Annotated in this window: 19 protein-coding genes; 18 read left to right on the top strand and 1 reads right to left on the bottom strand. The window is 38.0% G+C overall.

The features are described 5' to 3' along the window. Window positions 1-106 precede the first annotated feature (106 nt). The 14 genes from ACXAE4_RS23145 to ACXAE4_RS23080 all read left to right on the top strand — a co-directional run bounded on the left by ACXAE4_RS23145 (window position 107) and on the right by ACXAE4_RS23080 (window position 13,322). On the top strand, window positions 107-532 hold the full coding sequence (locus ACXAE4_RS23145; protein WP_028412182.1) for a MarR family winged helix-turn-helix transcriptional regulator: 426 nt from the start codon (window positions 107-109) through the stop codon (window positions 530-532). A gap of 117 nt (window positions 533-649) precedes the next feature. Beyond that, window positions 650-1,639, top strand: a complete 990-nt coding sequence (locus tag ACXAE4_RS23140) for a LacI family DNA-binding transcriptional regulator (RefSeq protein WP_049163042.1) — start codon at window positions 650-652, stop codon at window positions 1,637-1,639. Next, window positions 1,632-2,510, top strand: a complete 879-nt coding sequence (gene rbsK / locus ACXAE4_RS23135; RefSeq protein ID WP_098113725.1) for a ribokinase — start codon at window positions 1,632-1,634, stop codon at window positions 2,508-2,510. Before ACXAE4_RS23140 ends, rbsK begins: the two co-directional genes overlap by 8 nt. Further along, window positions 2,511-2,900 carry a D-ribose pyranase gene (rbsD, locus tag ACXAE4_RS23130; RefSeq protein ID WP_013055631.1) on the top strand — a complete coding sequence of 130 codons (390 nt, stop codon included), beginning with the start codon at window positions 2,511-2,513 and terminating at the stop codon, window positions 2,898-2,900. A 14-nt stretch (window positions 2,901-2,914) separates the two neighbouring features. Further along, complete coding sequence (locus ACXAE4_RS23125; RefSeq protein ID WP_028412185.1) at window positions 2,915-4,396, top strand: sugar ABC transporter ATP-binding protein; 1,482 nt, start codon at window positions 2,915-2,917, stop codon at window positions 4,394-4,396. A gap of 1 nt (window position 4,397) precedes the next feature. Next, entirely contained in the window at window positions 4,398-5,357 is a 960-nt protein-coding gene (gene rbsC / locus ACXAE4_RS23120) for a ribose ABC transporter permease RbsC (protein ID WP_033578167.1), read from the top strand. Between the two features lie 11 nt (window positions 5,358-5,368). Then, window positions 5,369-6,289, top strand: a complete 921-nt coding sequence (gene rbsB, locus ACXAE4_RS23115; RefSeq protein ID WP_014461376.1) for a ribose ABC transporter substrate-binding protein RbsB — start codon at window positions 5,369-5,371, stop codon at window positions 6,287-6,289. Between the two features lie 439 nt (window positions 6,290-6,728). Continuing rightward, a complete protein-coding gene (locus tag ACXAE4_RS23110) occupies window positions 6,729-7,997 on the top strand; it encodes a 3D domain-containing protein (RefSeq protein WP_028412187.1) in 1,269 nt (422 codons plus the stop codon). A gap of 176 nt (window positions 7,998-8,173) precedes the next feature. Further along, window positions 8,174-8,785, top strand: coding sequence for a flavin reductase family protein (locus ACXAE4_RS23105; protein WP_028412188.1), 612 nt, complete (start codon window positions 8,174-8,176; stop codon window positions 8,783-8,785). Window positions 8,786-9,136: 351 nt separating this feature from the next. Further along, entirely contained in the window at window positions 9,137-10,414 is a 1,278-nt protein-coding gene (locus ACXAE4_RS23100; RefSeq protein WP_028412189.1) for an ABC transporter substrate-binding protein, read from the top strand. 72 nt (window positions 10,415-10,486) lie between these two features. Next, window positions 10,487-11,341 (top strand): carbohydrate ABC transporter permease, encoded by an 855-nt coding sequence (locus ACXAE4_RS23095; protein WP_475237008.1) that lies wholly within the window; start codon window positions 10,487-10,489, stop codon window positions 11,339-11,341. 68 nt (window positions 11,342-11,409) lie between these two features. Further along, entirely contained in the window at window positions 11,410-12,216 is an 807-nt protein-coding gene (locus tag ACXAE4_RS23090) for a carbohydrate ABC transporter permease (RefSeq protein ID WP_013055640.1), read from the top strand. Window positions 12,217-12,359: 143 nt separating this feature from the next. Next, a complete protein-coding gene (locus tag ACXAE4_RS23085; RefSeq protein ID WP_255293447.1) occupies window positions 12,360-12,494 on the top strand; it encodes a hypothetical protein in 135 nt (44 codons plus the stop codon). 93 nt (window positions 12,495-12,587) lie between these two features. Further along, a complete protein-coding gene (locus tag ACXAE4_RS23080) occupies window positions 12,588-13,322 on the top strand; it encodes a sugar phosphate isomerase/epimerase family protein (RefSeq protein ID WP_098113728.1) in 735 nt (244 codons plus the stop codon). A 31-nt stretch (window positions 13,323-13,353) separates the two neighbouring features. On the opposite strand, the gene ACXAE4_RS23075 is transcribed toward ACXAE4_RS23080, so the two are convergent. After that, window positions 13,354-13,869, bottom strand: a complete 516-nt coding sequence (locus ACXAE4_RS23075) for a GNAT family protein (protein ID WP_013055642.1) — start codon at window positions 13,867-13,869, stop codon at window positions 13,354-13,356. Between the two features lie 486 nt (window positions 13,870-14,355). On the opposite strand from ACXAE4_RS23075, the gene ACXAE4_RS23070 reads away from it, so the two are divergent. Genes ACXAE4_RS23070 through ACXAE4_RS23055 form a run of 4 tightly spaced genes read left to right on the top strand, consistent with a single transcriptional unit; the run spans window position 14,356 to window position 21,657 of the window. After that, on the top strand, window positions 14,356-15,963 hold the full coding sequence (locus tag ACXAE4_RS23070; RefSeq protein WP_028412191.1) for a GGDEF domain-containing response regulator: 1,608 nt from the start codon (window positions 14,356-14,358) through the stop codon (window positions 15,961-15,963). Next, window positions 15,964-17,013 carry a HEAT repeat domain-containing protein gene (locus ACXAE4_RS23065; protein WP_028412192.1) on the top strand — a complete coding sequence of 350 codons (1,050 nt, stop codon included), beginning with the start codon at window positions 15,964-15,966 and terminating at the stop codon, window positions 17,011-17,013. Further along, complete coding sequence (locus tag ACXAE4_RS23060) at window positions 17,003-18,412, top strand: glycosyltransferase family 2 protein (protein WP_475237005.1); 1,410 nt, start codon at window positions 17,003-17,005, stop codon at window positions 18,410-18,412. The genes ACXAE4_RS23065 and ACXAE4_RS23060 overlap by 11 nt, the downstream gene beginning before the upstream one ends. Then, on the top strand, window positions 18,409-21,657 hold the full coding sequence (locus ACXAE4_RS23055) for a hypothetical protein (RefSeq protein WP_289578734.1): 3,249 nt from the start codon (window positions 18,409-18,411) through the stop codon (window positions 21,655-21,657). The genes ACXAE4_RS23060 and ACXAE4_RS23055 overlap by 4 nt, the downstream gene beginning before the upstream one ends. Window positions 21,658-21,659 lie beyond the last annotated feature (2 nt).

Below are 21,659 nucleotides of genomic sequence, written 5' to 3'. Positions count from 1 at the left end.
TCCGCGAAACCAGCCGCTCTCCCCAGGTTAGGTTTCGCTTGGAGTGCAGCAGGGGGCTGACATGTTAACATCGACTCCCTGATTATAAGAAAGGGGACGTCAAAACATGGAACAGCTCACATTTATTGAAGAGGTCCAGAGAATTTCGATATCCCTTAACAAAAAGGTAATGACAGAGATAAAAGAAAGGTTACTTTCACAAGGGATTACGCCTTTTCAATATCATATCTTATTAATTATCGGTAAATGCAGTCATATTGGAGTAACCAAGCTGGCAGAGGAGATGCGTGTAAAGCCTAGTGCGATCACTCCTGTTATTACTCGTTTAATAGACTTAGAGTTAGTTTCACGCTATCACTCTAAAGAGGATCGCCGTAAGGTAAACATTGAGTTAACTGCTAAAGGTGAACAAGTGATTGAAGAAGCAAATGAAATTGTGCAAAAGATGATTGCTCATTTCTTTTCTTGCTATGAGCCGAAAGATCAAGAGCAATTTTTGAAATTATTTAAGAAACTAGACGCTAATATCTAATGAAAGAAACATCACTTCTTAATGGAGTGATTTTTTTTTGATAAAAAGATTGTCAACTTCACTTTTCCATGATATTATTTGTGTAAACGGTTACATATATGGAGGGAGGGAAATAGAGTGGTAACAATTCGTGATGTAGCAAAAGAAGCAGGCGTGTCCGTTGCGACCGTTTCGCGTGTTTTAAACAGTACAGGGTATGTAAAAGAAGACACGCGTGTGCGAGTAATGAATACAATTCAAAAATTAAACTACAGCCCTAACGAAGTAGCCCGTTCGCTTTATACACGTGAATCACGTTTGATTGGTCTATTGCTTCCAGACATCACAAACCCTTTTTTCCCTCAGCTCGCACGAGGAATAGAAGATGAAGTACATAGCCATGGATTTCGTTTAATTCTTGGCAATAGTGATGAGCAGTTAGAGAAAGAATTGACATATCTCCAAACGTTTACGCAAAATCATGTAGTAGGAATGATTACGGCAACAACAAGTTTAGCTCAGAAACTATATGAAGGTCTTACATTTCCCGTCGTGTTTTTAGATAGAAGTTCTGATCAGTATCCATCCGTTTATGCTGATGGTTTTGAAGGCGGGAAAATCGCTGCAGAAGAAATAATCAAAAGAGGAAGTAAAAGAATTACTCTTATCAAAGGTCCAGTAAATGTAAAGCCTGCTCAGGAACGTTTTCAAGGCTCTCTTTCTGTCTTGAGTCAGTCTGATGCAGACTTTTACGTATTAAATACAAATTCTCTAGCATTTGACGATGCGCAGAAATGGGCAAAGGAAATCTTTCAAAAGTACCCTGAAACAGACGGGATTATCGCAAGTAATGACATTGTAGCCACAGCCGTTTTACACGAGGCGTTTCGATTAGAAAAAAGCGTGCCCGATGATCTGCAAGTAATTGGTTTTGATGATATTCCGCAAAGCCGCTTTTCGTTTCCAGCCCTGTCTACAATTCGTCAGCCTGCTTATGAAATGGGCAAGCAAGCAGCAGGTCTGTTAATGAAATGCATTAAGAAAGAACCTTTAATTCAAAAGCAAGTACAACTACCCGTTACGTTTATTGAACGAAATACGACACGAAAGGTTGAGGAACATGGCTAAAGTAACTGTGATTGGAAGTTCATCAATGGATTTAGTAGTAACATCAAATATTCGTCCTGGAGCTGGAGAAACAGTGTTAGGAGAATCATTCAAAACTGTTCCCGGAGGAAAAGGAGCGAACCAAGCTGTTGCAGCAGCCCGGCTTGGAGCGGATGTGAGTATGATTGGATGTGTGGGCGAAGATCATTACGGAAAAGCAATCCTGGAGAATTTCAAATCAAACGGTGTATCTGTGGAAAATGTGAAACCGGTTACAGATTCAGATAGCGGAACAGCTCACATTATACTCGCTGAAGGAGACAACAGCATTGTAGTTGTTAAAGGAGCAAACGATTATATTACTCCAGACTACGTAGAAAAAGCAAAAGAAAAAATTAAAGAAGCGGATATCGTACTTATTCAGCAAGAAATTCCAGAAGAAACGGTTGAATATGTTGCTCAGCTTTGTCAGGAACTTAAAGTACCGCTTTTATTAAATCCAGCGCCTGCAAGACCATTAAAAGCAGAAGTGATTGAACAAGTTTCTTACATCACTCCAAATGAACATGAAGCAACGCTTTTATTTGAAGGAAAAGAAAAAGAAGAAGTATTAAAACAGTATCCAAATAAATTGTTTATTACAGAAGGAAAACAAGGTGTACGCTATTTTAACGGCGAGAAAGAAGTATTGGTTCCTTCTTATCAAGTAGAAACGATTGATACAACAGGAGCAGGAGATACGTTTAACGCAGCGCTTGCTGTGGCACTTGCCGAAGGAATGGGTTTTGAAAAAGGAATTCAGTTTGCTAATCGCGCAGCTTCGCTATCCGTCACTAAATTTGGTGCGCAAGGCGGCATGCCGACTCGAAAAGAAGTGGAGGAGAGTCTGTAAATGAAACGTCACGGAATGATTAACAGTCATATTACGAAAATACTAACAGATCTAGGTCATACAGACACTATTGTCATTGCAGATGCAGGGTTACCTGTTCCGAGTGATGTGCCTAAAATTGATTTATCTTTAAAGCTAGGAGTGCCTAGCTTTGAAGATGTAGTAGTAGCTGTGTTAGAAGATATGGCTACAGAAAAAATAGTGATTGCTTCTGAGATGAAAGAAAGAAATCAAAAGGCTTACGAGTTGATGGAAAAGCAAAACATCTTAGTAGAAGAAGTATCGCATGAACAATTGAAAATGTTGACAAGCAAAGCGAAAGTTGTGATTCGTACAGGAGAAGCAACTCCTTATGCAAACTGTATTTTACAAGCGGGAGTTATTTTTTAAAAGAGGTGAACAGCATGCATATTGCAATGAGAGGGATTCATAAAGCCTTTGGAGCAAACCGTGTACTAAGAGGCGTGGATTTTGAATTACATGAAGGTGAAGTTCACGCACTAATGGGGGAAAATGGAGCGGGGAAATCTACGCTGATGAATATTTTAACCGGCCTTCATAAAAAAGATGAAGGACAGATTCTGATTGATGGCAAAGAGACGTATTTTCAAAATCCAAAAGAAGCAGAACAAAACGGAATTACCTTTATTCATCAAGAGCTGAACGTTTGGCCTGAAATGACGGTGCTTGAAAACTTATTTATCGGCAAAGAATTAAAAACACCTTTAGGTTTTTTAAAAACAAAAGAAATGAAAGCGTTAGCAAAGAAGCAGTTTGAAAAATTAGCTGTCACCATTCCTCTTGATCAAGAAGCAGGACTTTGTTCTGTCGGACAGCAGCAAATGATTGAGATAGCCAAAGCGCTGATGACGAATGCAAAAGTGATTATCATGGATGAGCCGACCGCAGCGCTTACTGAAAGAGAAATTCAAAAGTTATTTGACGTAATTAATGCGCTGCGAAAACAAGGTGTATCGATTGTCTATATTTCACATCGTATGGAAGAGATTTTCGCTATTTGTGATTCCATTACGGTCATGCGTGACGGACAGACGGTAGACAAAAAGCCGATTCCAGAAACCAGCTTCGATGATGTTGTTCGCAAAATGGTAGGAAGAGAGCTAACGGATCGATTTCCTGCTAGGACATCTCCCAAGGGAGACGTTGTATTTGAAGCAAAAGGCTTGGAGAGAAAAGGTGTATTTCAAGACGTTCATTTTTCAGTGCGATCAGGAGAAATTGTCGGCGTTGCGGGGCTAATGGGAGCTGGCAGAACCGAAATTATGCGCGCTATCTTCGGGCTTGATCCGTTAGAAAAAGGCGAAATTATCTTAAATGGCAAACGGGTCAGTATCACAAAGCCAGACCAAGCCATTAAATTAGGTCTCGGGTTCATTACAGAAGATCGTAAAACAGAAGGGCTCGTTCTGGATTTTTCTATTCGAGAAAATATTGCACTTCCAAGTCTATTCAGCTTTTCGCCAAAAGGCTTTATTGAACAAAAAAGCGAGCAGCAATTTGTAGATTTGCTTATTAAACGTTTAACGATCAAAACCGAGTCGTCTGAGACGAGTGCGGCTAACTTATCGGGAGGAAATCAGCAAAAAGTAGTTATTGCCAAGTGGATTGGCATTGGACCAAAAGTGTTAATTTTAGATGAACCAACTCGAGGAGTTGACGTCGGGGCGAAGCGTGAAATTTATCAGCTTATGAATGAACTGACAGACAGAGGCGTGGCTATTATCATGGTGTCTTCAGAGCTTCCGGAAGTACTCGGCATGAGCGATCGCATTTTGGTTGTGCATGAAGGAAAGATAACAGGTGAACTGACAAGTGAAGAAGCAACTCAAGAAAAAATTATGACATTTGCAACAGGAGGTCAGTAAAATGAAAGCAAACACAGCGATAAAAGAAAATCGCGTTGATAACGTGATGCAAAAGCTAGGTCCGTTACTAGGTTTATTTATTCTTATTGTCATTGTATCGATTTTAAATCCAAGCTTTTTAGAACCTTTAAATATTTTAAACTTGCTGCGTCAAGTAGCCATTAATGCCTTAATTGCATTCGGTATGACATTTGTTATTTTAACAGGGGGAATTGATTTATCCGTGGGCTCTATACTTGCTCTATCAAGTGCGTTAATGGCAGGTATGATTGTGTCAGGTGTAGATCCTATTTTAGCTATTTTAATAGGATGTGTGTTAGGAGCTGTAATGGGTATGGTTAACGGCTTACTTATTACAAAAGGAAAAATGGCGCCGTTTATTGCGACGCTAGCGACGATGACAATTTTTAGAGGATTAACGCTTGTTTATACAGATGGAAATCCGATTACGGGCTTAGGTGAAAACTATTACTTCCAATTATTTGGCCGAGGCTATTTCCTAGGTATTCCTGTTCCAGCGATTACGATGGTATTAGCGTTTGCTGTCCTATGGGTGATTTTGCATAAAACACCGTTTGGCCGTAGAACATATGCAATCGGTGGAAATGAAAAAGCAGCATTTATTTCAGGAATCAAAGTTCCGAAAGTTAAGGTTATGATTTACTCACTAGCAGGATTATTGGCAGCGCTATCAGGAGCGATTTTGACTTCTCGCTTGAATTCTGCTCAGCCAACGGCAGGTACGTCTTACGAGTTAGATGCTATCGCCGCAGTAGTACTGGGTGGCACAAGCCTTTCCGGAGGACGTGGACGCATTGTTGGAACGTTAATTGGTGCGCTGATTATCGGAACATTAAACAACGGTTTGAACTTACTCGGCGTTTCGTCGTTTTACCAAATGGTCGTAAAAGGAATTGTTATTTTAATTGCGGTATTAATTGATCGCAAAAAGTCAGCTTAGGAGGGAAAAACATGAAGAAAATTTGGCTCGTGCTATTATCATTTTCATTATTACTGTTAGGGGCTTGTTCACTTCAGCCTCCTGAGTGGGCGAAACCATCTGAAAGTAAAAATTTAAAAGATATTAAAATTGGTTTATCCGTGTCTACATTAAACAATCCGTTCTTTGTTTCCCTAAAAGAAGGAGTACAAAAAGAAGCAAAAAAACTGGGCATGGAAGTAGTTGTAGTAGATGCTCAAAATGATTCAGCAAAACAAATTAACGATGTAGAAGATTTAATGCAGCAAGGTGTTAACATTCTGCTTATTAACCCAACGGATTCAGCCGCTATTTCAACAGCTGTACAATCGGCTAATAATGTAGGGATTCCAGTTATTACGCTAGATCGTTCAGCAGAAAAAGGAAAAGTGGAAACACTGGTAGCTTCAGATAATGTAAAAGGTGGTCAAATGGCTGCTGATTACATTGTAAAAAAAGTAGGTGAAAAAGCTCAGGTAGCAGAACTTGAAGGCGTGCCCGGAGCTTCAGCAACTCGTGAACGAGGAAAAGGGTTCCACAACGTTGCAGATCAAAAGCTAGATATTACGGCTAAACAGTCAGCTGATTTTGACCGTACAAAAGGCTTAAACGTTATGGAGAACGTTCTTCAAGGAAACCCTGGTATCAAAGCCGTATTTGCTCACAATGATGAAATGGCATTAGGAGCTATTCAAGCGATTAACAGCTCAGGAAAAGATGTATTAGTAGTAGGGTTTGATGGAAACGACGATGCAATTAAAGCAGTAAAAGAAGGAAAACTAGGAGCAACTGTAGCCCAGCAGCCTGTTTTAATTGGTAAACTTGCCGTAAAGTCTGCTAAAAATGTTCTTCAAGGCAAAAAAGTAGATAAGCAAATTCCAGTGCCTTTAAAACTAGTAACCTCTGAAAAATAATGGCTTTATACGTGTGAAGAAAAAAGACGCTCATTTGATTTATGGGCGTCTTTATATATATATAAAGTGTAAAAAAGAAGTGAAAAAGTCACAACTTTATAAATAGTGTAGGAATTATGTAGGTGGAATTTATGTAATAAAAAGTAAAAAACACAGAAAAAAGGCGGTAAAACACATAATTTTCTGTGAAAAATTTGTAATATAGCTGTAATAATAAGCGTTTATTTTGATTTTTAAAGAGTAATTTTGCCCCCTTTGTGACAAAAATATATCTTTTTTAATAAACAGTAAACCTCTCTATCAAGGGATTTTGGTGGTAAATTCCCAGAAAGAGATTCTTGGTTATACAGATTATGGGAAACTTTTAACTGTATTGTAACATAAACAGCTAGTTTTTTATGGTATAACTATGTCTATGAGGAAAGGGGACTATTACTTTATGAAAATTTTTAAGCGTATGACTCTTGCAGCAGTCACAGGAATTTTCTTCATGACCGGCATTACAGAGACTCACGCCCAATCGAATGAAGAAGCGCTCCAGACTACTGAAAATAAAATTAAAGAAACAGAAAAGGCTGTTCAACAAAAAGAGAAAGAGAAACAGTCTATCAATTCAGATGTTCAAAACATACAGTCACAATTAAATTCATTACATACAGTAATCTCTAGCAATAAAAAAGAGTTAGCATCGACTGAAAAGCAGATTTCAGAAGCGAACAAAATGATTGAGAAAAAGAAAAAAGAGATCGTTTTGCTTCAGGAAAAAGTGTTAAGTCGTAAAGATATTATTGAAAATCGATTAGTTGCTTTACAGCAGGACGATAAAACAAGCGTTGTTATTGATACATTAATGAATGCTGATAACTTTGGAGATTTTGTTGCACGTATGGGTGCGGTCACAACTTTATTGTCAGCAGATAATGATATTTTAAAGCAGCATCAAAATGACTTAGATCAAATTGAAAAAGATAAAAAAGAAATTGATAAGCAAGAAAAAGTATTAGAAGCAGCAAAAAGTAGCCTAGCGGCTAAACAAGCTGAATTAGATAAAAACGTTGCGAAACAATCAGCAACGTTAACAACTATGCAAGAAAAATACAGTACGGTCGTAAATGAAATTGATGCAGCTTCTTCAGAAAAAGCAAATCTTCAGTCTGAACTAACAGGCATTCAAGATAAGATTGCAAAAGAAAAAGAAGCAGCTCAAAAGCAAGCTGAGCAAGTGGCAAAACAGCAGGCGGCTGAAAAGGCTGAGGCTGATGCAGAAGCAAAGCGTCAAGCTGAATTAGCAACAGCTAAAAAAGAAGTAAAAACAGAGCCGAAACAAGAAGTAAAAACAGCTGCGGCTACAGAGAAGAAAGCAGCCGTTTCTTCAGAAGCAAAAGAAACGAAAAAAGAAGAAAGCACACAAAAGCATTCTGGAAAAGAAATGTATGTAGAAGCAACAGCTTATACAGCTAATTGTGCAGGCTGCAGCGGCGTAACAGCCACTGGACAAAATGTAAGTTCAGGCACTCATAAAATTATTGCGGTAGATCCATCCGTTATTCCATTAGGTTCGAAAGTATATGTAGAAGGATACGGAGTGGCAACAGCAGGTGATACGGGCGGTGCGATTAAAGGATATCGAATTGACGTATTAGTACCTTCTGAGTCAGCTGCAAAAGCATTTGGACGTCGTACAGTGAAAGTAACGGTGCTAAACTAAAGAGAAGATCCGAACGATTTATCGTTCGGATTTTTTCATTTTGTTGGTTTTCAGATGAGATGGATGCAGCTATGTCTCAGCCTCTTCTTTGCATGTTTGGTGAGCAAGTTGCTAGCTAATCTATGCTCTTTTCGTTACCATACAATAAAGTAAATGGAAGAAAAGGAGTGGGTAAAATGAAGGTAGTTGATCCAGCGGTACAAAATGCAAAAGATAATTATCATTTGCTAACAGGTGTCGTCATTCCCCGGCCAATTGCGTTTATTACAAGTCAAAATGATGACGGTGTAGTGAATGCCGCGCCGTTTAGTTTTTTTAATGTAGTTGCGGCAGAGCCTCCGCTGATTGCCGTTTCGGTTTCGAGAAGTGAAGGTCAAATGACGAAAGATACGGCCAAAAATATTAGTGCATCTAAAGAATTTGTAGTTCATCTTGTAGACGAAAACTTAGTGGAACAGGTGAATCAAGCGGCATCTTCTTACCCTTCTTCCGTGAGTGAAGTCGAGGAAACAGGGTTAACACTAGCACCGAGCAAAAAAGTGCAGGTTCCCGGAATTCAAGAAGCCAGCATTCGAATGGAATGTAAACTTCACCAAATTGTTCCATTAGGAACGGATGAGGCATACAGCTCAGATTTGTTTATCGGTGAAGTTGTGATGTTTCATATTAGTGAAAAAGTAATAGAAAACGATCGCGTTTCTGCAGAACGTGTGAAGCCAGTCAGCCGGCTTGCGGGTTCTAACTATAGTAAATTGGGGCAATTATTTTCCTTAGAACGTCCCAAATAAGCAAGAAAGTGTTACTTATGTAGCAAAAAAATAGTATACATTGGATTTTTTTAAATAAGCGATTGTGTTCTGTTTCAACAATAACAGTACATTCGCTTTTTTTTATGAACGAAAAAGTTAATAGAAACCATAATAACAAAATCAATTTACAAAAAGGCAAAAATGTAAGGTTTTTGCCTTTTATATTTACCATTGAGGAAAAGGGTATTCATTCATATAATTTAGATTAAGTAAATTGTATACGCTTTCAATATACAGAATTATTTTTCAATAATTCTATCTAGAAAGAGACGTGAGCGTTTGCAAAAAAACTTGCCACACTAGGAGACGAGATCATAGGAGGGGTATTCATTGAAACGTTGGTTTAGTTTAATCAGTTTTGCACTCATTTTAACCCTAGTACTTGCAGGATGCGGAGGAAAGTCCGCTAATGAAACAAGTGGTAGCGGTGGAAAAGAAGTTGTTGCATGGGCTTGGAATATTAACGTACCGGTATTAAAGAAAGCAGCAGCAGAATATCAAAAAGAGAATCCAGGATTTAAATTAAAAGTAGTGGATATGGGACGTGAAGACGTTTATTCAAAACTAACAACAGGATTGCAGGCTGGCGGAAAAGGTCTTCCTGATATTGTATTAGTAGAAGACGATCGTTTCCAAGGATATTTGGATGCATTTCCAAAAGCATTTTTAAACCTATCTAAAAAAGGGTTCGATAAGCAAGAAGATAAATTTCCAGAGTTTAAGAAAGCTCTTTTATCAAAGGATGGGGACATGTACGGCTTCCCGTTTGATGCAGGTCCGACAGGCGTTTTCTACCGCACAGATTACTTTGAAAAAGCAGGCGTAGATCCAAACAGCATCAAAACATGGGATGATTATATTGCGGCTGGTAAAAAAATTAAAGAAAAAGTTGGCGTTGATTTACTAGGTTTAGATTTTAATAATGACGATGGCTTATTCCGAATGGCACTAACGCAGCAAGGTACGTTCTATTTTAATAACAAAGGTAAGCTCAATTTAACTTCTAAAGAAGCGAAAAAAGCGATGGAGTTAAATAAGAAGTTAAAAGAAGCAGGCATTGTTAAAAATACAGTGGGCTGGGATGCTTCAATCAGTGCTTTAGCAGAAGGTAAAGTAGCAAGTTCACCATCTGGTGCTTGGCTATCTGGTTCTATTACGCAGCAGGCTCCAGATTTAAAAGGAAAATGGGGAGTATTTTTATTACCTTCGTTTGAAGAAGGAGGCAACCGTGCTTCTAACTTAGGCGGAAGCAACTATGTGATTTCAGCAAATAGCCAAAAAGCAGATGAAGCGTACAAATTTATGGAATATTTCTCAACAACAGATAAAGTTCAAGAAGAAGCGATGAAGGGCGGACTATTCCCATCATTAAATACCGTATATTCTTCAAAATTATTCACTGCACAAGATGAGTACTTTAACAATCAGACGATTTGGAAAACATTCGCAGATGAAATGAAAGATATTAAGCCGGTTAATTTTACAGGCAATTACTCAGTTGCAAACAGTGAAGCAGTCAAAGCTGTGTCAGAGGTAACAAATGGTAAGGGCGTTACAGACTCGCTTGAAGCAGCTCAAAAACGCTTAGAAAACCGAATTCAAAAATAATCAAGAAGCATAGAAGGTGATTTCTAGAAAATGGCCTTCTATCTCTTCTTCTTGCGGTACTAGGAGGTCATCATGAAGACAAATAAATCATTGCCTTACTTATTTATTGCTCCAGCACTTTTGCTGTTCGCGCTGTTTACCGTCTATCCTATTTTTTCATCGTTTATTCTAAGCTTTCAGAGTATGGAAGGCGGAAAGTATGTATTTACCGGTTTATCAAACTATACACGTTTGCTCGGAGATGATATTTTCTGGAAAGCGCTTGGAAATACGGGGATTATTTTAATCGTTCAAGTACCCGTCATGATTTTATTAGCGCTTGTACTAGCTAACGCGTTAAACAGTCAGCTTTTAAGACTAAAAGGTTTTTTCCGAGTTTCATTTTTCTTGCCCGCAGTAACGTCGCTAGTTGCCTATTCTATTTTGTTTTCAATCATTCTTCAAGATGAAGGAATTATGAATACTATTTTAGGGTTTTTCGGTATCGATGCCATTCAGTGGCTGGGAGATCCTTTCTGGGCTAAAGTCTCAATCATCGTTGCGATGACTTGGAGATGGACAGGTTATAATATGGTTATTTTTCTAGCAGCTCTTCAAAGTTTATCTCATGAAGTTTACGAAGCAGCTGATTTAGACGGGGCAAATCGTATTCAAAAGTTTTTCCACGTAACGGTTCCACAATTAAAACCCGTTATCTTGTTTGCTACTATTTTATCAACAATTGGCACGCTTCAATTGTTTGACGAACCTTTTAACTTAACAAAAGGCGGCCCTGCTGATTCCACGATGACGCTAGGCTTATATATTTATCAAAATGGCTTTAAATATTTTGATTTTGGATATGCTTCAGCCATTGCGTACGTTGTTGTATTATTAGTCGGTATTTTAACGTTCTTCCAATTTAAATTTACGGGTGATAAATCATGAGTGTATTAGAGAGAGTAGAAGCAACCGCAGTAGCTACCGTGCCTAAGGTTAAAAAGAAAAGCAACATCATGCGTAAAATAGGATTATACAGCATGCTTGGGCTGTTCACGATTATCTCTATTTTTCCGTTTTACTGGATGATTATCGGCGCTACGAATGAATCGGGAAAAATGTTTACAAACCCTCCAACGCTGAAGCCTGGCGATCAATTTATGACAAATCTACAAAATTTAAATGCTTCAATTGATTTAGGGCGCGTCTTTTTTAACTCAGTATTTGTTTCAGTAGTGTATGTGATTGTAGCTTTAATGGTTTGTTCTACAGCTGCATATGCGCTATCTAAATTTGAATTTAAAGGACGAAACGCAATTTTTACGACGCTTTTATTGTCCATGATGATTCCATATCAAGCAACGCTCATTCCGCTTTTTCAGCTGATGTCGAATTTTAATTTGCTTGATACGTATTTTGCTCTTATTGTTCCGCAGCTGTGCTTTCCGTTCGCTATCTTTTTATTACGTCAGAACTTTTTAGCTTTTCCAACGGAACTGATTGAAGCAGCACGTTTGGACGGTGCTGGAGAGATGAGAATCTTTTTAACCATTGTGCTTCCTTCTATGAAGCCTGCGATGGCTGCAGCAGCTATTTTCTTATTTATGACACAGTGGAATAACTTTATGTGGCCTTTAGTTGCGACTACATCAAACGAAATGGCTACATTGCCAGTTGCTCTTTCAAGCTTAATTGGATTATCGATTATTGATTACGGTCAAGTAATGATGGGGGTAACGATTGCAACCATTCCAATCATTGTCTTCTTCCTAGCACTTCAGCGTCATTTTATTTCAGGAATGCTTGGAAGTGCAGTAAAATAAAAAGCAGCAGATGTTGAGAAAAAAGTATGTTAGTTAAAGGAGGATCCGAAAGAATCTGATTGTTGATCGAGAATCAAATTCGTTCGGATTTTTTCCTTTCTAGGATGAACGTAGATTTAATTGTAGTTAATTGCTTCTAGGTGTTGATTGGAGGGCAAGACGAAGACTCCTGCGGGAAAAGCGGAACAGGTGAGACCCCGCAGGAGCGTAAGCGACGAGGAGGCTCACCGGCCGCTCGCGGAAAGCGAAGTCTTGCACGGAAATCAACAGCTGTGTAACGAGTAATTCATACTAGTTCAATTTGTTCGTCTTTAGATTGGGTTGATTTAGCCATAGTTCAATCACTTTCTTAATGAACAGGGGGAGAGAAGATGGGAGAAATACCTGTAGGAGTACAGCTTTATACGCTGCGTGAAGAAACGAAAAAAGACTTTAAAGGAACTCTTCAAAAAGTAGCTGCTTTAGGATATCAAGGGGTAGAGTTTGCAGGGTACGAAGGATATACAGCGCAAGAAGTAAGAGCGTGGTTAATGGATTTGCAGCTGAAGGCAGCTTCTAGTCACGTGCCGCTTGAACAATTAGAAGCAAATTTAGAGCAAGTGATTCACTTTGAGCAGCAAGTTGGAAATTCACATATTGTTTGTCCTTATTTAATGCCTGAACGACAAACTGAAAAAGGATATTTCGAACTTATTGATTCTTTAAATTACATTGATGCTTATTGTAAAAAAGAAGGCATGTCGTTTAGCTATCACCATCATGATTTTGAGCTAAAAAAATTATCAACTGGAAAGTCAGCTCTCCAAACGATTCTAGAAGAAACTGGGGTAAATGTAGAGCTGGACATTTATTGGCTCACTAAAGCAGGCGAAGATCCAGTTGAGTGGATGAAGCACTATCGAAATCGTACGCCTTTTATCCATTTAAAAGATATGACAACAGACGGCGAGCAATTCTTTGCTCCTCTTGGTACCGGAGGGGTAAATGTAAAGGCTGTCATGAAAGAAGGCAATAAAGCAGGCGTAAAATGGTGGATCGTTGAACAAGATCAGTGCATAGAAAATCCTCTTAGCAGTATTAAAAAAAGCTTAGCATATATCAAATAAAAAAAACGAACAGACGCTGTCTGTTCGTTTTTTATTGATAAGCTGGAGTCCATTCAATTTCTCCGCACTTATTCGTATAATCAATATTTACTTCAAAGTTATGTTTTTCATAAAAATGAATTAATCTTTCGAGATGATCCCAGTCGCGCTCAGCGATATCTCCTTTAATGACATGAACATTTTGATCAACCGCTACTTCTTTTAAATAATTCATACATACAGAGCCATATCCCTTATTAGCGGGACCTTTAATATCACCAATAAAAATCGTGTGATTATCTTCATATACGCCATCGATGGCAAAATCCCAAGCCCCTCTATAGGCTTTTGTGCATTCATTTAGCATAATTTTACATGCGTTTCCGTCATTTTGTGCCGATACAATAACTAACTGATTATCTTCAGGCTGATCGACACCGATAACTTCGTACTTTTTAGCAATTTCTTTTAAATTATCCTGCATGCGAAATAGCTGAAACTCTAAATCATCAAGTGTTTCTTTTAGTTCTTCTGCATTCTGGTTTTTTTCTGTAAGCTGAGTAAACATTTTATACTCCTTTCCGTCTGTTTTCGGTCTAAACGCGCCTATGACAAAGAGAACACGGTGTATAAAGCGAAACTTTATTTAGCAAAGTATCTGCCTTAGTAAAAATATAAAAAGGAAAGAACCTGATTTGATTGATCGTTCATCAAAACGGCTGCTTTCCTTAACATTCACTTTTAAATTTTTCACAACGTGTATAAGGGTAACAAAGACTCATTAATTTTGTCAATAAGGTTGCAGGTCTATTTGTAAAGAAGATAACAGGACATTTTACTTATCTGGAAAGAAAAATAATGAGTGAAAAAAGAATCATTTTAAAGTAAAATCATTGGAGGAAAAGTATGGTTAAAAAGGAATTGCTTTTCATTTGGAAAAAACATACTTAAAATAAAAGTAAGAAAATATTTCATTTACTTACAAAATATTATAGAAAAATGGATGGAGTAATATGGGGTAAGTGTTAACTATATCGAACAAAGGGTGTATAAGATGGATAAATATCAAATTGCATTATTAGCTAATGTGCGTAAGCAGCTGCAAGAGTGGACTGATCAAAATAAAGAAATACCTCATGAAGAGGTGTACCGCTTTTTGCATTCAATTTCTGGAACGTCTGCGACTATTGGACTGCATTATTTAGGAGATCGTTCCCGCGCGTTAATGGAAGCTGTTGAAAAAAAACAGAAAAAAATCTGGGATTACGCGGAGTTGAATACTTTTTTATTAGATATTATTAAAATTTGTTATCAAGATGAAATTCAATCCGCAGAAGATATAAATAAACCGATAGAAATCAGTGAACAAACAGCTAGCATTTTACTTGTGGACGACGATCTTTCAATGCTGATGTATTTAAAAGAACAGTTTGAAAAGCAGGGATGGTACGTATTAGCAACTGCATCTAAAGAAAAAGCTATTACGGCTTTTTACGAATTAAAGCCGGATTGTTTTGTTGTTGATGTACATATGAAAGACTGTACAGGCTTTGACATTCTTTCATTTTTACGTGATAAAACAAAGCAACTGTTCGTCCCGATTGTCATGATGAGCGTTGATAATCAAAGAGAGACGCGTTTGAAGGCTTTTAAATTAGGGGCTGATGACTTCCTTGTTAAACCTTTCGATCTGGAAGAAAGTCTACTTCGAATTGGTCACCATATTGAACGAAAGCAAATGTTTAACTCCTATTTAATGTTTGATGAATTAACAGGAGCCTATAACCGAACGTATTTAAAAGAAATCTATAGTCAGCAGCTGTCGAGCTACGACCGCTTAAAAGATCCTTTTTGTTTAGCGATTTTAGATTTAGATTTCTTTAAAAGAATAAATGATCAGTATGGACATCTTATGGGAGACCGCGTACTGCAAGCATTTGTAGAGTATATGAAGCATGAAATTCGTCCAACAGATCACATTTTTAGATATGGAGGCGAAGAATTTATTCTTTTACTGCCAAAAACCAATATAAAAGAGGCAGAAACAGTATTAAATAGACTGTTGGATTCCTTTGTGAAAAAAGTGTTCACACATCAAAGCAATTCGTTTTATTGCAGCTTTTCCGGCGGAGTTGTAGAAGTTCATAACAATGAATGGCCGTTAGAAAAAGCGCTTCATCAAGCTGATGAAGCATTATATATAGCGAAGGAATCAGGACGTCAAAAAATTGTAGCTTCTTCTCAAAGCAAGCTGGTTAAAAAGCGAACGCTTCGTATGGCTATTATTGATGATGATTCTATCATTCGAACGATGCTGAAAGAGCTTTTAAGTAAGATTGATGTAGGAGATCGTTATGAAGTGAAAATAGAAGTGTTTAAAGACGGCATCGAGTTTTTTGAGTCCCAATGGATTCACTCTAGCGATCACTACTTTGTTATTTTAGATGGAATGATGCCTAAGATGGATGGCTTAGAAGTGCTGCAAAAATTAAGGCAGCAGAAACGTCACGATCAGTACACGGTTATTATGCTTACATCACGAAACAGCGAACAAGATATTCAAAGAGCATTAGAACTTGGGGCAGACGATTACATGACAAAGCCATTTAAGTTAATGGAGCTTGAAGCGCGCGTACGTCATTTAATGAAGAAGGTGAAATAAATGGGGATGTCAATTCAAGTGGTATATATCTTATTTGGCGGATTGCTATTGCTGTTGGTTTGTTTTCTAAGTTATTTACTTATTCAAAAAGCGCGTTTAAACGCTTTCCGGGCAAAAGTAGAATTCTATAAAGATAGTATAAAAGAATCTCTTTTTATTTATTTATACAGAAAAGATGAAGAACATCGGATAGAGCCTAAAAATAAAATAGAGCTGGCGGGTGTAGAGGAACTATTGAGCGGTTTTTCTGCAGCTGTGCAAGGTGATGACATTCGAAATAACATCACGCTCTATGCGGAGAAGGTTTTTACACCCAAATATAAAAAAGAGCTGCATCATTCTAGGTGGAGTGTCAGAATGAATGCCCTTTATGCTATTGAAGATTTTGGTCTTACTACGCTAACAGACCAATTAGTAGAAATGTATGAGAAAAAAAATAGTACAGCGGCTGAAAAAAATCAAATTTTAAAGATTTTAGTTAAGCTAAACCGTCCTGAGTTTGTTATATACATGACGAATGCCTCTAAACCGCTGTCTGAATTTATGTACCGCTCTTTGTTTGGAACTATGAACAGTGAGCAGTTTCAGCAATTTATTAATAAATTTGAAGACCTGCAAGAAGAAATTCAGCTACCACTTATCGATATGGTCGGTATCAATCATAAGTTAGAGTATATCGATTTCTTAAAAATGCACATGAAAAGTTCATCAGAAGAACTGCGAATTCGTTCGTTGAAATCACTTAACGCTTTATCTTTTCCATTAAAAGTAGAGGAGCTCACGAAACATCTTCAATCAGATATGTGGCAAGAGAGAATGATGGCTACCAAACTAGTAGGCAAAACGAGAGATGAGAAGGGATTGTCACTTCTCGAGCAGTCGCTGAAAGATTCTCATTTTCTTGTGCGCTCGAATGCTGCTCAGTCAATGATGAAAATCCCAACGGGTACAGAATACTTAGTTCATGTATATGAAACGACTGATGACAAGTTTTCGAAAGATATGGCAGCAGAATGGCTTGAAAAGGGAGGAATTACGGTTGTGGAATAGTGTTTGGCATCTTTTTTTGTCCGTTTGCGGATGGGCTGTATTTGCTTATATGATTTTTGTGCTTTGTTTTTATTTTATGATGTTTATCATCTCTGCTTTTCAACTGCGAAAGCAATATCAATTAAATGATGAAGAACCTTATGAAGATTTGCTTGCGGTTAGCTATACAACGCCGTTATCTATATTAGTTCCCGCTTATAACGAATCTGTCGGGATTATTGGAAGCGTGCGTTCGCTGCTTGGAATTGAATATCCGGAATATGAAGTAATTGTAGTAAATGACGGAATCTCAGATGATACGTTAGAAAAGCTCATCGAAGAGTTTTCTCTTGTGAAAATGAATCGAGTTGTGAGAAAGCAAGTGGAGACGAAAGAAGTAAAAGCTGTATATCGTTCTAAATTATACGATTATTTATATGTAGTCGATAAACAAAATGGAGGAAAGTCAGATGCATTAAATGCAGGAATTAATTTATCCAACTATCCTTATTTTTGTTCGATCGATGGTGATTCAGTGTTGGAAAGAGACGCTTTTTTAAAAGTTATGAAGCCAATTATTGATTCAGACGGAGAAGTAATTGCTTCAGGAGGAAGTATTCGAATTGCAAACGGATGTAAAATCGAAAACGGTGCGGTCGTATCGATTGGACTTGATACGCAGCCGCTTGTTGTGATGCAGATTATTGAATATTTACGTGCCTTTCTTATGGGGCGCATTGGTCTCAGTCGCCATAATTTATTACTTATTGTGTCAGGAGCATTTGGCGTATTTTCTAAACGCTGGGTGATTGAAGCTGGGGGTTATTCTCATACAGTCGGCGAAGACATGGAGCTTGTTGTTCGCCTCCACCGACTGATTAAACAGAAAAAAGCCAACAATCAAATTGTTTATATTCCAGATCCTGTATGCTGGACAGAGGCACCTGATGAAATCAAATATTTGCGAAGACAGCGAAACCGCTGGCACCGCGGTTTATTTGATAGTCTTTGGAAGCATAAAGAGATGCTGTTTAATCCGAAATACGGAAGTATCGGAATGATTTCTATGCCTTATTTTGTGTTTATTGAACTAATCGGGCCGGTCATGGAAATGTTAGGCTATTTGTTTATTGTTATTTCTCTAGTTGTAGGCGGGATTTATGTAGAATTTGCGTATTTGCTTTTTCTCTTAATGGTTGTATATGGTTCTCTTTATTCGATGGCGGCTGTTTTGCTAGAAGAGTGGAGCCTTCGCAAATATCCAAAAGTATCTGATATCGCTAAGCTGTTTGTCTTTTCCCTGACTGAATCCTTTTGGTATCGCCCTCTAACTGTTATATGGCGCTGTCATGGATTGTTGGACGTTATTCGCAATAAAAAAGGCTGGGGAGACATGCAGCGAAAAGGAGTTTCACAATGAAAAAATGGTTATTAATCGGCGGCATTATTTTGGTTATGGCAGTAACGGCTTCGCCATTTCTTATTTGGCAGCTAAAGAAACCAACTGATTTGAATATGCTTGTCATTGATAAAACAGTGCCAGATCAAACGTTTCGAGAGCATCAGGGCTTAATGTGGATGCTGAATCAAGCGAAAGTACGCAAAGACGGGAAGCCTTATGAAATCTCAAAAGATTATGCAGGGTTTTATCCGAATGGAGATAAAACATACAGCATTAAATCTCTGCCAAAAACAAACTCTGCAGATATGATTTATATCACGGACACGTATGGCGTATACAAAGAAGATTTAGGCGTAAAAGCTAAAAGAGGAGATCGTTCTCAGCTGGTGTATGGCGGCATGACTTCTGAAGACGTGAGCTACGTTAAGAAAGCACTGAATGGACGTACAAAAACGCTGATTGGAGAGTTTAATACATTTGGAAGTCCTACTTCTCTAGACGTTCGCAAAGAACTGTATGAATTGTACAATGTTACGTGGTCCGGCTGGATTGGTCGCTATTTTGATGAATTCGGCAGTGAAGAAGTTCCTGCTTGGGTGAAAAGTGCTTACAAAAAGCAGTACAACAAAGAGTGGAACCTTACGGGCAAAGGCTTACTGTTTGTTAATGAATCCAATAAGCTCGTTATTATAACGGAAAAAGAATTAAAAGAAAATCCAGTATGGTTTCAATATACAAAACAAGGAAAAAAAACATTTAATTTACAGGATGAATCTGCTTATCAATATTGGTTTGACGTAATTACACCCCAGCAAAAAAGTGATGTGCAGGCTCAGTTTGTCTTTCACTTGGATTCTGAAGGAAAAAACAAGCTAAAGGAAAATGGTATTCCTTTGTCCATACCAGCAGTCGTTCATCATAATAAAGAGCGATATGATACTTATTACTTTGCAGGAGATTTTGCAGATCAAGGAGAAGTACCTTCCATTTATCAAACCTCTTTTTACCCGGTGTGGAAGAAATGGACAGAGAAAATCGGAAAAGAAGATGAGTCTTCTTTTTACTGGACTGTTTATCTGCCTCTTATGAATAAGATTATAGATCAACAGCAAAATGCATCGCAGCCTGCTTCTGTTACTTTTAATGAAAATATGGAAATCTATGAAGATGCTGACCGTAAAGTAGCAGGGAAAGTAGGAAAAGATTATTTGCAAGTTTATCAAAACGGCAAGTGGAAAGATTTGCTGATTAAAGGAGTAAATATGGGCATTAGTAAGCCAGGCCATTTCCCTGGTGAGACCGCTATTTCGAAAGAAGAATATTTACGCTGGTTTAAAGAAATTGGCAAGATGAATGCAAACTCAATCCGCGTATACACTATTCACCCTCCCGGCTTTTATGAAGCGCTTGCTGAGTATAACCAAAAAGCCAAAGAACCCATTTATCTTTTTCATGGAGTATGGGTGAATGAAGAAGTTTTCTATGATTCACAAGATGCTTTTGCAAAGGAAAATACAAAAGAATTTGAAGCTGAAATGAAAAGGATTGTAAACGTTATTCATGGAAATGCAACACTGCCAAAACGGACGGGACATGCAAGCGGAACGTATACAGCAGACGTGTCTCCTTATGTTTTAGGCTGGATTATAGGAGTTGAATGGGATCCCACGGTAGCCCTTTCGACAAATGAAAAACATAAAGGAATGAAAGATTTTAAAGGGAAGTACATCTATACGGAAAAAGGCAATCCCTTTGAAATTTGGCTTGCGCAGCTTATGGAAAAAACAATTTCCTATGAGCAGGATAAATATGATTGGCAGCGGCCTATGAGCTTTACGAACTGGGTGACGACGGATTTATTGACTCATCCATATGAGCCTTCTGAAGACGAAGATAAAGTGTCTGTTAATCCTAATTTAATTCACACAACTAAAAAATTTGAGCCGGGATTATTTGCTTCTTATCATATTTATCCTTACTATCCTGATTTCTTAAACTATGAACCTCGTTATCTCGCTTATCGCGATCATCGAGGAGAGAAAAATAACTACGCAGGTTATTTGCAAAATATGAAAGAAGTTCATCATATGCCCGTGCTTGTTGCTGAATTTGGCATTCCGGCTTCGCGAGGACTCACCCATAGAAACGTATACGGATGGGATCAAGGCTTTCATACGGAACAAGAACAAGGAAAGATTCTGTCACGCTTGTACGAAGATATTGTTGAAGAAAAAATGGCTGGCGGTATGGTCTTTACATGGCAAGATGAATGGTTTAAGCGAACGTGGAATACGATGGAGTACGACAATCCGAACCGCAGGCCATTTTGGACGAATTTGCAAACGGGAGAACAGCATTTTGGCCTGTTGAGTTTTGATCCAGGAACAAAGCTGAAAGTCAAAGTAGACGGCAAATCAGATGATTGGAAAAAGCTGAACAGCAAGTCGGTATATAAGCCGTCTAAGAAGTTAAAAGCATTGAACATTACAAGTGATGAAGGTTATCTATATCTACACGTGAGTGCAAAAGAGCTGGAAGATCAAAAGCTTTATTTCTTGTTTAACACAATTAACAATCAGGGACAGTCAAAGATTCCTCAAATTCCTTCTTTAAAAACAAAAGGAATTGATTTTGTAGCAGAATTAAACGGGAAAGAAGACAGTCACTTGTGGATAGACAGCTATTACGATACGTATTATTTTTCGTATGCCCATCAGCTTCAAATGATTCCATCTGTAAAAGGAACCGATACAAAAGATAACGGCATGTTTAATCCAATCAGGCTCGCCCTTAACAAAGAGTTAGCGATTGGAGAGGGGAAAAACAAGAGAACCATTCCTTTTGACGCCTATGAAACTGGGAAGCTCCAAGAAGGAAACAGCGATCCTAATTCTTCTTCATTTGATTCGCTAGCAGATTTTAAAGTGAATGAATCAAATGGAATTGCTGAACTTCGCATTCCTTGGGCGCTTTTAAATGTAAAAGACCCGAGTCAAAAAGAAATAATGGGAGATATTTGGTCCAAAAAAGGACTGGAATCCAGCGAGAAAATGAAAGGAATTCAAGTGGGGGTCGTAGCTGTTAATAAGAAGAGCAATGACGTGGAAGATACGTTTCCGACTCAGAAAAAAGGAGAACTTTTATTAAAAGATTTTTACTTATACAAGTGGAAAAATTGGGAGTATCCAACTTTTTACGAACGAATAAAGCCGTCCTACTTCATATTGCAAAAAACGTATGGACGACTACAAGCGGAGGAATAACA

It is taken from the genome of Priestia sp. ABM2_011 (genome assembly GCF_056158845.1).
The sequence above is the reverse complement of the archived record's forward strand: the minus strand, read 5'-3'. Positions and strand labels throughout refer to the sequence as shown.

Excerpts from the sequence above, each read along its gene's own strand:
- ACXAE4_RS23055 (WP_289578734.1), top strand. The coding sequence starts at position 18,409 with ATGAAAAAATGGTTATTAATCGGCGGCATTATTTTGGTTATGGCAGTA.
- ACXAE4_RS23090 (WP_013055640.1), top strand. The coding sequence starts at position 11,410 with ATGCGTAAAATAGGATTATACAGCATGCTTGGGCTGTTCACGATTATC.
- rbsC (WP_033578167.1), top strand. The coding sequence starts at position 4,398 with ATGAAAGCAAACACAGCGATAAAAGAAAATCGCGTTGATAACGTGATG.
- ACXAE4_RS23125 (WP_028412185.1), top strand. The coding sequence starts at position 2,915 with ATGCATATTGCAATGAGAGGGATTCATAAAGCCTTTGGAGCAAACCGT.
- ACXAE4_RS23075 (WP_013055642.1), bottom strand. The coding sequence starts at position 13,869 with ATGTTTACTCAGCTTACAGAAAAAAACCAGAATGCAGAAGAACTAAAA.
- rbsK (WP_098113725.1), top strand. The coding sequence starts at position 1,632 with ATGGCTAAAGTAACTGTGATTGGAAGTTCATCAATGGATTTAGTAGTA.
- ACXAE4_RS23110 (WP_028412187.1), top strand. The coding sequence starts at position 6,729 with ATGAAAATTTTTAAGCGTATGACTCTTGCAGCAGTCACAGGAATTTTC.
- ACXAE4_RS23070 (WP_028412191.1), top strand. The coding sequence starts at position 14,356 with ATGGATAAATATCAAATTGCATTATTAGCTAATGTGCGTAAGCAGCTG.
- ACXAE4_RS23145 (WP_028412182.1), top strand. The coding sequence starts at position 107 with ATGGAACAGCTCACATTTATTGAAGAGGTCCAGAGAATTTCGATATCC.
- ACXAE4_RS23095 (WP_475237008.1), top strand. The coding sequence starts at position 10,487 with ATGAAGACAAATAAATCATTGCCTTACTTATTTATTGCTCCAGCACTT.
- rbsD (WP_013055631.1), top strand. The coding sequence starts at position 2,511 with ATGAAACGTCACGGAATGATTAACAGTCATATTACGAAAATACTAACA.
- ACXAE4_RS23080 (WP_098113728.1), top strand. The coding sequence starts at position 12,588 with ATGGGAGAAATACCTGTAGGAGTACAGCTTTATACGCTGCGTGAAGAA.
- rbsB (WP_014461376.1), top strand. The coding sequence starts at position 5,369 with ATGAAGAAAATTTGGCTCGTGCTATTATCATTTTCATTATTACTGTTA.
- ACXAE4_RS23065 (WP_028412192.1), top strand. The coding sequence starts at position 15,964 with ATGGGGATGTCAATTCAAGTGGTATATATCTTATTTGGCGGATTGCTA.
- ACXAE4_RS23105 (WP_028412188.1), top strand. The coding sequence starts at position 8,174 with ATGAAGGTAGTTGATCCAGCGGTACAAAATGCAAAAGATAATTATCAT.